At 70.0% G+C, this 12,416-nt stretch carries 13 protein-coding genes and 1 tRNA gene; 7 read left to right on the top strand and 7 right to left on the bottom strand.

Annotated features, from left to right (window positions below):
• Positions 1-49 precede the first annotated feature (49 nt).
• Both DU484_RS09470 and DU484_RS09465 read right to left on the bottom strand, forming a co-directional pair.
• Positions 50-1,573, bottom strand: coding sequence for an aldehyde dehydrogenase family protein (locus DU484_RS09470; RefSeq protein WP_114605782.1), 1,524 nt, complete (start codon positions 1,571-1,573; stop codon positions 50-52).
• Between the two features lie 106 nt (positions 1,574-1,679).
• A complete protein-coding gene (locus DU484_RS09465; protein WP_114605781.1) occupies positions 1,680-2,528 on the bottom strand; it encodes a proline dehydrogenase family protein in 849 nt (282 codons plus the stop codon).
• Positions 2,529-2,612: 84 nt separating this feature from the next.
• Here DU484_RS09465 and DU484_RS09460 point away from each other — a divergent pair, with 84 nt between their 5' ends.
• A complete protein-coding gene (locus tag DU484_RS09460) occupies positions 2,613-2,876 on the top strand; it encodes an HAH_0734 family protein (RefSeq protein WP_114585819.1) in 264 nt (87 codons plus the stop codon).
• A gap of 30 nt (positions 2,877-2,906) precedes the next feature.
• On the opposite strand, the gene DU484_RS09455 is transcribed toward DU484_RS09460, so the two are convergent.
• Positions 2,907-5,228, bottom strand: a complete 2,322-nt coding sequence (locus DU484_RS09455) for a DUF2298 domain-containing protein (protein WP_114605780.1) — start codon at positions 5,226-5,228, stop codon at positions 2,907-2,909.
• 84 nt (positions 5,229-5,312) lie between these two features.
• Here DU484_RS09455 and DU484_RS09450 point away from each other — a divergent pair, with 84 nt between their 5' ends.
• From DU484_RS09450 to DU484_RS19535, 4 genes are all read left to right on the top strand, one after another.
• Positions 5,313-6,089, top strand: a complete 777-nt coding sequence (locus tag DU484_RS09450) for a glycosyltransferase (protein ID WP_114585817.1) — start codon at positions 5,313-5,315, stop codon at positions 6,087-6,089.
• A complete protein-coding gene (locus DU484_RS09445) occupies positions 6,086-6,544 on the top strand; it encodes a GtrA family protein (protein WP_114585816.1) in 459 nt (152 codons plus the stop codon). The genes DU484_RS09450 and DU484_RS09445 overlap by 4 nt, the downstream gene beginning before the upstream one ends.
• Positions 6,545-6,612: 68 nt before the next feature.
• Positions 6,613-6,687, top strand: a tRNA-Met gene (locus DU484_RS09440).
• Positions 6,688-6,867: 180 nt separating this feature from the next.
• The gene (locus DU484_RS19535; RefSeq protein WP_157969546.1) at positions 6,868-7,044 is read left to right on the top strand and encodes a hypothetical protein; all 177 of its coding nucleotides are present in this window, start codon (positions 6,868-6,870) and stop codon (positions 7,042-7,044) included.
• A gap of 121 nt (positions 7,045-7,165) precedes the next feature.
• On the opposite strand, the gene DU484_RS09435 is transcribed toward DU484_RS19535, so the two are convergent.
• The 4 genes from DU484_RS09435 to DU484_RS09420 form a co-directional block, all read right to left on the bottom strand.
• Positions 7,166-7,588 (bottom strand): Rieske (2Fe-2S) protein, encoded by a 423-nt coding sequence (locus DU484_RS09435; protein ID WP_114585815.1) that lies wholly within the window; start codon positions 7,586-7,588, stop codon positions 7,166-7,168.
• Positions 7,589-7,632: 44 nt separating this feature from the next.
• Entirely contained in the window at positions 7,633-8,511 is an 879-nt protein-coding gene (locus DU484_RS09430; protein ID WP_114605779.1) for an aminotransferase class IV, read from the bottom strand.
• 4 nt (positions 8,512-8,515) lie between these two features.
• Positions 8,516-9,037 carry a helix-hairpin-helix domain-containing protein gene (locus DU484_RS09425; protein WP_114585813.1) on the bottom strand — a complete coding sequence of 174 codons (522 nt, stop codon included), beginning with the start codon at positions 9,035-9,037 and terminating at the stop codon, positions 8,516-8,518.
• 64 nt (positions 9,038-9,101) lie between these two features.
• Positions 9,102-9,920 carry a shikimate dehydrogenase gene (locus DU484_RS09420; RefSeq protein ID WP_114606758.1) on the bottom strand — a complete coding sequence of 273 codons (819 nt, stop codon included), beginning with the start codon at positions 9,918-9,920 and terminating at the stop codon, positions 9,102-9,104.
• A gap of 330 nt (positions 9,921-10,250) precedes the next feature.
• Here DU484_RS09420 and DU484_RS09415 point away from each other — a divergent pair, with 330 nt between their 5' ends.
• Positions 10,251-11,576 carry a sodium:calcium antiporter gene (locus DU484_RS09415; RefSeq protein ID WP_114605778.1) on the top strand — a complete coding sequence of 442 codons (1,326 nt, stop codon included), beginning with the start codon at positions 10,251-10,253 and terminating at the stop codon, positions 11,574-11,576.
• A 1-nt stretch (position 11,577) separates the two neighbouring features.
• Entirely contained in the window at positions 11,578-12,411 is an 834-nt protein-coding gene (locus DU484_RS09410) for a universal stress protein (RefSeq protein ID WP_114605777.1), read from the top strand.
• The last annotated feature ends 5 nt before the right edge of the window (positions 12,412-12,416 follow it).

The following is a 12,416-nucleotide window of genomic DNA, read 5'->3' as shown; positions in this document are numbered from 1 at the left end:
CTGGCGGGGACAGCCGAGGGCGGAACGTCGCGGCTGACGGCCGGTGCCGTCATCCCTCGAACCGCAGTTCCGCCGACAGCCCCTGCGCCATCTCGATGCCGCGGCCGTTGTTCAGCGTCCACGCCGTCCGCTCCGTGACCGCCTCGATCACTTCCCGGGCCGAGGGCGCACCCTTCCCCGACTTGCCGACGCCGCCGAAGGGCAGTTGCACCTCGGCGCCGATGCAGGGAAGGTTGGCGTAGGCCAGCCCCACGGCCGCCTCGTCGCGGTAGTAGTTGAGCTGTCGGTAGTCCTCGCTGATGATCGCACCCGCCAGCCCGTAGTCGACGGCGTCGTGAATCTCGACCGCGCGCTCGACGCCACCGCGGTAGGGGATCAGGGCGACGTGTGGACCGAACACCTCCTCGCGGAGGACGCGGTGCTCGGGGTCGTAGTCCATCTCGTAGACGAAGGGGCCGACCCAGTGGCCGGCGTCGCCCCCGGCCGGAATCTCGTCGGGGTCGAGGTCCACGCGGTCGACGAGGACCGTCGCCCCCTCCTCGCGGGCGAGGGCGTTGTACTCGCGGAACTTCGCCACCGCGTCGGCGTCGATCAGCGGCCCCATGAACGTCGACTCGTCCAGCGGGTCGCCGACGGCGACCCGTTCGGCGGCGTCGACGAAGCGGTCCCGGAAGTCGTCGTACACGTCCTCGTGGACGATCAGGCGCTCGGCGGAGACACAGCGCTGGCCGGTCGTCTTGAACGCCGAGAGGACGGCCGCCGGCACCGCGATGTCGAGGTCGGCCGCCTCGGTCACGACGACGGCGTTTTTCCCGCCCATCTCCAGCGCGCAGTCGCGGCCGGGCCGTCCGCCGAGTCGCTCGTCGATGGCGTGACCAACTGCGGCCGACCCGGTGAACAGGACCGTATCCACCCGGTCGTCGTCGACGATGGCCGCGCCCACCTCGCCGTAGCCCTGAACCACGTTGAAGACGCCGGACGGGACGCCGGCGTCGTCGAACAGCTCGGCGACGATCCGGCCGCAGTACGGCGTCTGCTCCGCGGGCTTCCAGACGACGGTGTTACCCTCGACCAGCGTCACCGCCAGATGCCAGAAGGGGATGGCGACCGGGAAGTTCCACGGGGTGATACAGCCGACGACGCCGCGTGGACGGCGCCGCATGTACGCGTCCTTGCTCGCGATCTCGCTCGGCACCACGTCGCCGTGGGGGTGTCGGGCGTTGCCCGCCGCCCACTCCACCATGTGCGCCGCCTCCTCGATGTCGGCGAGCCCTTCGCCGATCTCCTTCCCACACTCCCGGCTGACGATTTCGCCCAACTCCGCCTTGCGCTCGCGGAGTTCGGCGAACACGTCCCACAGCACCTCGGCACGGTCGACGTAGGACCGCCGTCGCCACTCGTCGGCCGCGGCGCGCGCCGCGCCCACCGCCCGTTCCACGTCCGCCGCCGACGCGTGTTCGAACGCCGCGATGACCTCGCCAGTCGCGGGGTTCGTACTCTCGAAGGTATCGCCCGCGCCGCCGACCCACTCGCCGTCGACGTACCACTCGTACGGCTCGTTACCATTGACCATACTCCGGAGGTAGGCGGAGCGTTCGGATAAATTACGTGTTCGGATCGATTCGTGGCGATGATCGTGCAGTTCGGGGTGGAGACGCCGACGTTCGTCCACCGCCGTCCTACCGACCGGCGACGCTGTCCACGATGGCCCGAAGCGCGAACCGGAGGTTCTCGCGGCGTTCCCGCACCCGTCGGTAGAAGTACGAGACCCACGCGGAGCCGTAGGGGACGTACTGGTAGACCGTCTCCGTCGCGGCGAGTTCGCGCTGGCGGCGTTCGCGGACGCCCATCAGCATCTGGAACTCGCAGTCGCGGTCGTACCGGGTGCCCAACTCGAGCGCGAGGTCGATCATCGCGTCGTCGTGGGTGGCGACGGCGATGCCGACGCTCGTCTCGGCGAACAGTCGCCGGAGCAGGTCGCGGTAGGCCTCGTCGACGGCGGCGCCGTCGCGGTGTGCGAGTTCGGCCGGTTCGTCGTACGCGCCCTTGACCAGTCGAATCCGGCCCGGCGTGTCCGCCAGCCGCGCCACGTCGTCGGGCGTGCGCCTGAGGTTGGCCTGCAGGCAGACGCCGACGCCGCCGTCGTACTCGTCGGCGAGTGCCTCGTAGGCGCGGAGCGTCGCGTCCGTCGTCGTGTGATCCTCCATGTCGATCCAGACGAAGGTGTCCGTCGCCGCCGCTACCTCGACGATCCGGTCGAGATTGTCGCGGAAGGCGTCCTCACCGACCCCGAGCCCGAGCTGTGAGGGTTTGACCGACATCGTCGCCGGCGGGTCGGTCGCGGGCAGGTGTTCGAGGAGGCGGAGATACTCCTCCGTATCAGCGCGGGCGTCCGCGGGGTCGTCGTAGTGTTCGCCGAGGTGGTTGACGATGGCACCGATCCCCGCGTCGTCGAGGGCGTGGACGTGGGCGACGGCGCCGTCGGCCGACTCGCCGGCGACGAATCGGTCGGCGATCGGGGGGAGCATATAGGAGATAGGTGCCCGGCGAAGAAAACCCGTTCCCCGTCGGCCATCGAAGCGATTAAGCCCGGACTGACCGAACCCCCGTCCATGCAACAGCTCATCGTCAGGGGTGACCCCGGCATCCGCAAGGACGCCGTCATCGACTACGACGGCGAGGAGCAGGTCTGTTTCTCGATCCAGCGCCAGGGCGACTACCACGGCCCCGAGGAGGTACAGCTCTGGTGTACCATCGGCACGCCCGACGAGCGGGAGGCCTTCGAGAAGCGCCAGTACGTCCCCCACTGGCTCGACGTGGATTCGATCGATGCCGACGCGCTCGACGTGGTGTCGCCGCTCGGCCGGCAGTCGTAGTGCGTCGTCGTCGGTCGACCACGGAACGGCCTACCGGGCGACTCGCGGATCGTCGACCCGGTATATCGTCACTGCCTCGTTTTCGAAGACGGGCGTGAGTCCCTCGACGCCCGCGAACGTCACCGACCCGTAGCGGGCGCGCTCCGCCGGGCCGACCCACACGTACTCGACGCCGTAGCGGTCGAGCACCGCGACGGTCCGCTCGGGCGACCCGGTGTAGGCGTCGTCCACGTCGCGAACCCGCTGAAGGTACGGCTCCGGGCCGCGGTAGCCGATTTCGTGGCCCCAGCCGGCGACGGTGGGGACGCCGGTCAGGCTCGCGGCCGGGCTGGAGTCCCAGCTGTACATCCCCGGCGGCGCGGGGTAGTCGCCGTTCGGCCCCGGATACCGCCCCGTCGCGGGCGCCGAGAGGAGCGTCGGCCGGCCGGATAGCCCGTCGACGTAGGCGATAGCCGGCGCCTCGTCTGGGTGTTCGCGCTCGACGAACCGGGTGGCGTCCAGCGTCGGGTCGGCGGGCGTGCCGAAGTGGGCCGAGAGCGCCAGCCCCGCGTAGGACACCGTCGCGAGGACGACGGCGACGGCGAGGCCGACCCGGAGCCAGCGCGAACGCGTTCCGGGAAGCGACGGCGCGTCGGCACCGCCGGCCCACTGGACGAACGCCGGGAGGGCGGCGCCTGCGGCCGTCCCCCACAGCACCCACACCTGCATGTACGTCTTGAACACGGTGTTCATCCGGAGGGGGCCGGCCTGCTCTTTCACGTACAGGAGTTCGACGATGCCGACCAGTCCCGCGCCGGCGACGATCAGGACCGTCTCGAACCCGACCGGCCGATCCGTCCGGCAGGCGACCCAGCCGAACACGAGGAGCGGGCCGACGGCGACGGCGACGGGGAGGTTGGCCGTCGCGGCGAGCAGTCCCAGCGCGGCGACGCCGAGGAGCAGCGGGAGCGTCCGGTCGACAGACAGCCGATCCAGCAGGGTGGCGTAGAAGACGACGAGGAAGGCGCCGTGGACGAGCAGGAGACCGGGGAGGCTCGTCCGCTCCGCGGCGGCGAGGAGTGCCACCTCGCGTCCGCCGCCCGCCCCCAAGAGGAAGGGAAGCGCGAGGGCGCCGCCGAGGGCGCCCGCGACGCCAGCGACGCCGAGGGCGCCGACGAGGTGGCCGAACTCGTCGAGAAGTGGACCGTCGTCCCGACCCCGTCGCCACTCGGCGACGCGTTTCGAGAGGATCGGCCAGGGATCGGTAGGGCCGAGCGCGACGGCGAGAAAGAGGAGGCCGAACAGCGAGGGGGTGCTCCAGGTGTCGATCACGGTCTGTAGCCCGGCGAGCAGCGGGACGACGACGAACGCGAGGAGGCGTCGCCGCCGCAGATCACGGGGCGGCGTCCGGTAGAGCGCGAAGGCGAGGGCGGCACCGAGGAGGAGGAAAGGCGTCCCCATCATGTGGGCGTGCAGGTCGCCGTTCAGCCACGCGAACAGGGGGAACTCGTTGATCGTGCCCGGGATGACGCGGCTGGCGGTCCAGTACGAGAAGGCGTCGACGCCGCCGAGGAGACCGTCGGTCGTGTAGCGCGACCGGGCGGCGACGGCGGCGGCCACGTCCCGCTGGAGCGACGGGGGGAGCGCAGCGACGACGAGGCGGCTGACGGTGACGAGGTTGCTCGCGACGCCGACGAAGAAGGCGGCCGCGAGGCCGGCGGGGCGCCACGCGTTCGCGCGGTCCCGAGCGATGGCCCCGGCCAGTCCGTAGGCAGCCGTCACCAGCATGGCGTAGAAGCCCGCGAGCGAGAGGTTGTAGGCGAAGCGCGGCGGCGTCGCGGTGAGGTCACCGAGCAGCGCCGTCAGGAGGTGGCCGCCGTAGTAGTAGGCGACGGGGTCGTTCGCGAACCACATGTCCTCGGGGGGGAGGACCGTCGCCCGTTCGAGCGACTTCAGCAGGCCGAAATCGAGGAACTTCTCGCCGCCGATAGGGTAGACCGCGGGGTCGACGGCGCGAACGGCGACGAGCAGGAGGAAGGCACCGAGGAAGACGACGGCGGCCTCCGCGTTCCGGCGGGTGGGTCGAACGCCGTGAGCGAGTTCGAGGCGACGCTCGCGGAGCGCGTCGCCGTCGAGACCGGTGAGGGCGGCGAGGGCGACGAGGGCGAGGAGGGCGGCGGCGAGGGCGACGGGGCCGAACGTGAGGTGGCCGACCCAGTAGCCGACGGTGCCGACGACGACGAGCGCCGTCGGGAGGGCGAAGCCGACGCCGCGGCCGGGAAGCGTCGAGCAGAGGCGTGCGGCGACGGGGCGCCCGAGCGCGGCGAGGACGCCGTAGGCGACGAGCCACCGAACGACGAGGCCGTACTCCATCTATCCCACGACGGCCCAGCGTCGATAAACCGTTTGTGATCCGAAGTCGGTCGGTTTTTTACCGCCGTGACGAAAGTGGCTCCCATGAGCCGTTCCGTGGGGGTCGTGATCCCCGCGTACCATCCGGACGTCGACCGCCTCGGGGCGTACGTCCGAGCCCTCCACAACGCCGTCGATCCCGAGGTGATCCGCGTCGAACTCGATGCGGCGACGCCGGCGGTTCGCGACCGGATCGAGGACCTCCCGGTGACGCTCCACGAGGCGTCGCGCCGTCGGGGCAAGGGCGCGGCCATCACCGCCGGCTTCGAGGCGCTGTCGGCCGAAGTGGACGTACTGGCATTCGCCGACGCCGACGGGAGCACGCCCGCTCCATCCATCGCGGACGTGCTCCGCCCGGTCGTCGCCGGCGACGCCGATTTGGCCGCGGGGTCGCGTCGCCACCCCGAGGCGACCGTGGAGTCCCACCAGACGGTCGCCCGCCGGTATCTCGGCGACGGCTTCGCGTGGCTGGCCCGTCGCCTCCTCGACGTCCACCTCTACGACTACCAGTGCGGCGCGAAGGCGCTCACGAGCGACGCGTGGGACCGGATTCGCCCGCACCTCCACGAACCCGGCTTCGCGTGGGACATCGAACTCCTCGCCGTCGCGGACGCGGTCGGCTGTCACGTCGTCGAGGTGCCCGTCGTCTGGGAGGACCGCCCCGAATCCACCGTCTCGCCGGTGCGGACGACCCTTCGGCTCGCCCGGGGGCTGGTCGTCTCCCGGCACCGCGCGAAGCTGCTGCGAAACGACCGGCTCCACTCGCTTCTCGACCGACCGCGGGACTCGACGCCCGCCCTCGTCGAGCGGGAGCACCGATGAGCGGCGGGCTGGGCAAGCTGGAGGAACTCTACTCCGGGATTCGCTTCGGCCAGTTCGTCTCCGTCGGCGCCGTGGGCGCGACGGCAGAGACCATCGTCGTCGCCATCCTGACCGCGGGCTACGGCGTCCTGCCGCAGTTGGCGAAGGCCGTCGGCGCCGAGGTGTCCATCACGCTCATGTTCCTCATCAACGACCGGTGGACGTTCTCGGAGGCGGGGGCCGCGGGGTGGCTCCCCCGAATTCGACGCTACCTCAAGTCGCATCTGGTTCGGGCGGGGGGCCTCGTCGTCGGCTTCGCCGTCCTGACGGCGTTGACCTCGTGGACGGACGTGACGCTCGTCGTCGCCGGCGCGGACCTCTGGCCGACCGTCGCGAACGCCATCGGCATCGGCTGTGGTATGTTGCTGAACTACCTCACCGAGGGCCTGTTCACGTGGCGGGTCGGCGCGGAGTGACCCGCCAGCGATCGACGGCCGGTACGTGAATCACAACCCTTAATGCCGCGACCGGATTCGATTCTGGTAGCGGGATGGGATAGCCAGGAGATTCCGCCGGGCTCATAACCCGGAGATCGGTAGTTCAAATCTACCTCCCGCTATGTTCTGGCGACGACTGTGACCGGCGAGCGCAGCGAGGAGGGAACCAGTCGCCAGAGCACTCGCCCAGTAGATTTGAACCAGGGAGTGAAGTGAGCGAAGCGAACGGAACGACCGTGGTTCAAATCCACCTCCCGCCCACACCCACAACAGTTACTACCCGTTACCGAGACGCCCCCGTCATGGTCCCCCTTCAGATGGATCTCCCCGGCGGTCCGGAGCTGTTGATAATCGGCCTCCTCCTCCTGGTCGTCCCCTTCGTGCTGACGTACTGGGTGTACAACGACGCGGAGAGTCGCGGCGACGACCGGGCGGCGTTCTGGGCGCTCGCCGTCGGCGGACTCTACTGTCGGCTGTAACTGTTTCAAGATATTCGCCACCTCTGGGTGGCGAATATCTGTATCGACTTACAGCCGACAGTAGCACCTTCCTCACTTTCTTCGGCGAAATCCTGGCGCTCGTGGTGTACGTCTGGCAGCGTTAGAACTCGAAGTTCGACGTGGGCGACGGTCCCGCGCTCCCGTCGTCGATACCGCCCGTCTCGACGAACGCGTAGTCGTCGTCGGTCAGATACACGTCGCCGTCGACGACGGAGACGTCGACGGGTTCGAGGGTGGCGCCCTCACAGGGACCGAAAGTGCAGTAACCGGTGTCGGCCTCGAAGTACGCGCCGTGGTTCGCACAGACGAGTTCGCCGTCGCGCATCGGCGCCCCCGACCCCTTGTCGAGGCGCACGTCGAGCAGGTGCCGGCAGTAGTTCAGCCAGCCGGCCACGCCGTCGTCGGTGCGAACGAGCACCGCCTCCCGAGGGTCGTCGTCGCCGTTGCGGAGGGTGACGAGATACGTCGTGTCGGCGGGCACGGCGTCGAGCGGCGCGATCCGTCGATCCGGGTCGGGAGCCATCGGTGCCCCGTATTCGTGGGCGAAATATATACTCCGCGCTCCGACTACGCGTCGCCGTCGACGAACCGCGCGTCGTACAGGTGCGCGAGGAGGCGGGTGACCGGCCCGTCGTCGACGGCCACGCCGTCGATGCGGTCGACGGGCCGGACGCCGGCGGTCGGTTCCGCGACGAAGACTTCGTCGGCGGCGCGGACGTCGGCCGGCGTGTACGCCCCCTCGGCGACCGGCAACCCTTCAGCGGCGGCGAGGTCACGGACGAGACGCCGGGTCGCCGTCCGTGCCGGCCACTCGCCGGGCGCCGGCAGTCGAAGCGCGTCGCCGGCGACGAACAGCGGATCGCTCGCCGTCCCGCCGACGACGTGGCCGTCGTCGGTGAGGACGAGCGCCTCGTCGGCCGGGTCGTCGTCCGGCGGTGCCGCTCGCCGGAGTTCGGCCTGAGCACGAACCGCGTCGAGGCGGTTGTGCGTCGCCGGTGCGACGGGCACGGCGGCCGGCCGGATGGCGCGGGCGCGGACGGTCTGGAGCCGGATCGGGTCGCGCTCGACGGTGAGCGGTTCGAGCGTCACGACGACCGTCGGGTCGGGGTCGGTCGGCGGGCGGAGACGGGCGGCGTCGGGGAGCGTGGACGCGCCACCGCCGCGCCCGCGGGTCACCGTCACCCGAACCAGCGCGTCGTCGTGGTCGTTCGCGGCGACCGTCTCGTCGACGCGTGCCCGGAGGTCGGCGGCGTCGGGAGTGACGCCGAACTCGAGCGCGGCACACGCGTCGCGCAAGCGGTCGGCGTGGGCCGCCCACGCGACGGGCCTCCCGTCGGCGACGCGGACGGGTTCGGTGACGGCGTCGCCGACGGTCACCCCGCGGTCGGCGACCGGGAGCGTCGCGTCCGCGGCGTCGACGAGGCGTCCGTCGACGTGGAACCGCATCCGATCAGCGGTCCTGTGCGCGTTCGATCCAGCGGCCGACCCGCGTCTCGGAGAGGTCGACGGCGGCGGCGAGGTCGGTTACGTCGGCGGCCGCGAGGTCGGAGACGGAGTGGACACCCGCGTTCGCCAGGCGCTCGGCGTACGCGGGGCCGATACCCTTGATCACCTCGACCGATTCGGGGTCGGCGTCGGCCGCCTCTTCCCCTTCCGCGTCCTCGATATCGATGGTCGCCTCGTGTTCGCCGGTCGTCTCCCCCTCCGACTCGGCGGTGGCCGTGTCGAGTTCCGTCTCGACGCTACCGGTCTCGACGGCCTCGGCGGGTTCGGCCGCCTCGTTCGTCCCGTCGACGAGCGACTCCGTCGACGCCGCCGCGTCAGTGCCGGCGGCGGCTTCGTCGGTCCCTTTGACCGCCGCCTCCGTCTCGGTGCTTGCCTCACGTTCCACGCTGACGGTCGTCTCTCGACGGTCGTCGTCCGACGAACCACCCAGTCCGAGCAACGACAGGAGCGTGTCCAAGATTCCCATTACTGACAGTTACAACGCCCCGATACTTAAAAACCTTCGAGGCGGCGAAGCGGGTCCCCGCGGTCTATCCGAGGTGGGATCGGAGGGCGTCGTTCATCGCCTCGACGGGGGCGTCCCGCCCGGTCCAGCGCTCGAACGCCACGACGCCCTGAAAGAGGAGCATCCAGGCGCCGTCGACGGTGGTCGCCCCCGCGGCGGCGGCGTCACGGAGGAGTCGCGTCTCGACCGGCGCGTACACGGCGTCGAGGACGGCCAGGTCGCCGTGAAGCAGAGTCGCGGGGACCGGCGTCTCATCGCTCTCCATCCCGACGCTCGTCGCGTTGACGAGGACGTCGGCAGTCGGCACGCGGTCCGCGAGGGTGTCGAGGCCGCCCGCCGTCACCGTCTCGTCGGCGTCGGCGCGCACGTCGGCCGCGAGCGCGTCCGCCTTCTCGACCGTGCGATTGGCGACGTGGACCCGTTCGCAGGCGTCGGCGAGCGTGAAGGCGACGGCGCGGGCGGCACCGCCGGCGCCGACGACGACGGCGTCCGTTCCCGACAGCCCGACGCCGTGGTGATCGAACGCGCGCCGCACGCCTGCGGCGTCGGTGTTGTAGCCGCGGGGCGGCGAGGTGGAGAAGTCGACGGTGTTGACCGCGCCGATGCGCGCCGCGAGGGGGTCGGGGTCGACGAGCGAGAGGACGTCCTGCTTGAACGGGATGGTGACGTTGAGGCCGTCGATGCCGAGGGCGGCCGCGCCCTCGATGGCCGCCGTGACGGCGTCCGGGTCGGGCTCGAAGGTGACGTACTTCGCGTCCATGTCGAGTTCGCGGTAGGCCGCCTCGTGCATCGGCGGCGAGAGCGAGTGGCCGACGGGGTTGCCGATCAGCCCGAAGACGTGCATCGTCATCGGAGGGCCGTTGTGAAGGGAGGGGCAAAAGCCCCCCTATCCGGGTGGCGGTCGGCGGACGTCACGGAGCCCGCGACCGTTCTAGCCCCCGAAACGCACTATATCACGGGGTAGCGAGTCCATAGCGCGCAATATCCGGCATCGTCGCTATTCGAGCGATTCGCCCAGCATGAGGGCTCTCTCCACGGATATCGCCGGGAACGGCGACAACTTGTGTTTTATTACGCGGGGGACTGGTAACCGTAGACACGCGTTACGTATGATACAGACACAGACACCGGTCGTGACGGCCGACACGGCTGGCACGGCCATCGGAGAGAAACAATGAGGCGGCAGGCGCTCACCGCGCTCGGTGGCGCGACGGCGCTGACGCTCCCGTGGGTCGTCACCTACCTGAGCGGTATGGCACACAGCCTCGCGACGGGCACGGTCGTCCTCGTGAGCGGGCTGTCGGTCCTCGGCGCGTCGTTCCTGCTCGCGTGGGGCGCCGAGACGGCCGAGAAGGACGTGCCGCGCGCGTTCGCCATCGCGGTGCTCGCGGTGCTCGCCGTCGCGCCGGAGTACGCCGTCGACGCGCTGTACGCGTGGAACGCCGGCGTGCACGCGGGGACCGCACGCGGCGTCGAGGCGGGGAACCTCGCCGTCGCCAACATGACGGGGGCGAACCGTATCCTCATCGGTATCGGCTGGGCCGGCATCGCCCTCTTTACCGTCTACCGGGCCGGCTCGGGCGACGATCCGGCCGTCGAGAGCCGCAGCGGCTTCCTCGCCGACGCGGTGACGCTCGACCACGACATCGGCCTCGAAATCGTCTTCCTCTTTCTGGCGACGCTCTGGGCCTTTCTCGTGCCGCTCGGCGGTGGCATCGACATCCTCGATATGGCCTTCCTCGTCGGCCTCTACATCGCGTACATCGCCGTCATCCTCAAGGGTGACGTCGACCCCGACGAGGCCCACGTCGGCGTGCCGGCCTACCTCCAGCGGTTCCCGAAACCCTACCGCGCGGCGACGGTCATCGGTCTCTTCGTCTACTCCGGCCTGATGATCTTCACCGCGGTCGAACCGTTCGCCCACGGGCTCGAGCAGCTCGGCCAGAACATCGGCATCCCCTCGTTCTTCATGATCCAGTGGATCGCACCGCTGGCCTCGGAGTCACCCGAGTTGATCGTCGTCGTCTACCTCGTGAACAAGGCGCGCTCGACGGCGGGGTTCAACGCGCTCATCTCCTCGAAGCTCAACCAGTGGACGCTCCTGATCGGGACGCTCGTCGTCGTCTACTCCATCGCGCTCGGTCAGTACGGCGCGCTCCCGTTCGACCAGAAGCAGTCGGGGGAAATCTGGCTGACCGCCGCCCAGTCCTTCTTCGCCATCTCCCTGCTGGTCAACTTCGAAATTTCGGTCCGGGAGGCCATCGTCCTGCTCGTGCTCTTCCTCACACAGGTGCTCTCGGAGTTCCTGCTCATCCGGGGCATCCTCGAACTCCCAATCTCGGATTACCAGCTCCTGCTCGTGTTCACGGGCATCTACATCGTCCTCGGGACGACGCTGTTCGTCGCCCGCCGGAACGCGCTCGGCAGCATCGTCCGAGATTCGGCCGGGACGGTGAGTGACGCGTTTTCGAGTAGCGGCGAACCACGGGGGGCAGACTGATATGTTCGACCGACTCCTGATCGCGACCGACGGTAGCGACTGTGCGCGGCGGGCAGCCAAGTACGGCATCGAACTCGCGGCGCGATACGACGCCGACGTCGATGTCGTCTCGGTCTACCGCGGCGGCGAAACGCAGGGACAGGCGACCCTCGACGAGATCGCCGACTTGGCGGCCGACGCGGGCGTCGCCGTCGACACCGAACTGCTCTCGGGAAAACCGGCCAAGTCCATCGTCGACTACGCGGACGAAACCGGCGCCGACCTCATCGTCGTGGGGCGCCGTGGACGGTCGGGCGTGCGGGAACGACTGCTCGGCAGCATCACCGAGCGCGTCCTGCGTCGGAGCGGGCCGCCGGTGTTGACCGTGCCCGGGAGCGAGGTGGATGCCGACACCGGCACCGCGTACGACGATATTCTCGTCACCACCGACGGGAGCGACCTCGCGGCGGAGGCGGGACCGTACGCCGCGAACCTCGCCGGCCGGTTCGACGCGATCCTCCACGTCCTGAACGCCGTCGACGTGCAGGCCGCCGCTGGCGTGTTCAACGCCGGCGGCGTCGATCGCGAGTACATCGAGCGGCTCGAACGGAAGGGACAGCGGGCGGTCGACGACCTGATCGCGGGGATCGACGCGACGGATCTCGACGTCCGCGAAGCCGTCGTCCAAGGCTACGCCCCCGACGTGATCGCCGACTACGTCGACGAGAACGATGTGGACCTGGTCGTCATGTCCTCGGAAGGGCAGTCGAACCTCGCCGGCCAGCAGCTGGGTACCGTCGCGGGCCGTGTCCTCCGCACGGTCGACCGGCCGGTGCTGGTCGTCACCGAGGACTGAGACGG

It is taken from the genome of Haloplanus rubicundus (assembly GCF_003342675.1).
Taxonomy (GTDB): domain Archaea; phylum Halobacteriota; class Halobacteria; order Halobacteriales; family Haloferacaceae; genus Haloplanus; species Haloplanus rubicundus.
This window is presented reverse-complemented; position numbering and strand designations above follow the sequence as displayed.

Excerpts from the sequence above, each read along its gene's own strand:
- DU484_RS09415 (WP_114605778.1), top strand. The coding sequence starts at position 10,251 with ATGAGGCGGCAGGCGCTCACCGCGCTCGGTGGCGCGACGGCGCTGACG.
- DU484_RS09425 (WP_114585813.1), bottom strand. The coding sequence starts at position 9,037 with ATGGGAATCTTGGACACGCTCCTGTCGTTGCTCGGACTGGGTGGTTCG.
- DU484_RS09460 (WP_114585819.1), top strand. The coding sequence starts at position 2,613 with ATGCAACAGCTCATCGTCAGGGGTGACCCCGGCATCCGCAAGGACGCC.
- DU484_RS09450 (WP_114585817.1), top strand. The coding sequence starts at position 5,313 with ATGAGCCGTTCCGTGGGGGTCGTGATCCCCGCGTACCATCCGGACGTC.
- DU484_RS19535 (WP_157969546.1), top strand. The coding sequence starts at position 6,868 with ATGGTCCCCCTTCAGATGGATCTCCCCGGCGGTCCGGAGCTGTTGATA.
- DU484_RS09470 (WP_114605782.1), bottom strand. The coding sequence starts at position 1,573 with ATGGTCAATGGTAACGAGCCGTACGAGTGGTACGTCGACGGCGAGTGG.
- DU484_RS09445 (WP_114585816.1), top strand. The coding sequence starts at position 6,086 with ATGAGCGGCGGGCTGGGCAAGCTGGAGGAACTCTACTCCGGGATTCGC.
- DU484_RS09420 (WP_114606758.1), bottom strand. The coding sequence starts at position 9,920 with ATGCACGTCTTCGGGCTGATCGGCAACCCCGTCGGCCACTCGCTCTCG.
- DU484_RS09455 (WP_114605780.1), bottom strand. The coding sequence starts at position 5,228 with ATGGAGTACGGCCTCGTCGTTCGGTGGCTCGTCGCCTACGGCGTCCTC.
- DU484_RS09410 (WP_114605777.1), top strand. The coding sequence starts at position 11,578 with ATGTTCGACCGACTCCTGATCGCGACCGACGGTAGCGACTGTGCGCGG.
- DU484_RS09435 (WP_114585815.1), bottom strand. The coding sequence starts at position 7,588 with ATGGCTCCCGACCCGGATCGACGGATCGCGCCGCTCGACGCCGTGCCC.
- DU484_RS09465 (WP_114605781.1), bottom strand. The coding sequence starts at position 2,528 with ATGCTCCCCCCGATCGCCGACCGATTCGTCGCCGGCGAGTCGGCCGAC.
- DU484_RS09430 (WP_114605779.1), bottom strand. The coding sequence starts at position 8,511 with ATGCGGTTCCACGTCGACGGACGCCTCGTCGACGCCGCGGACGCGACG.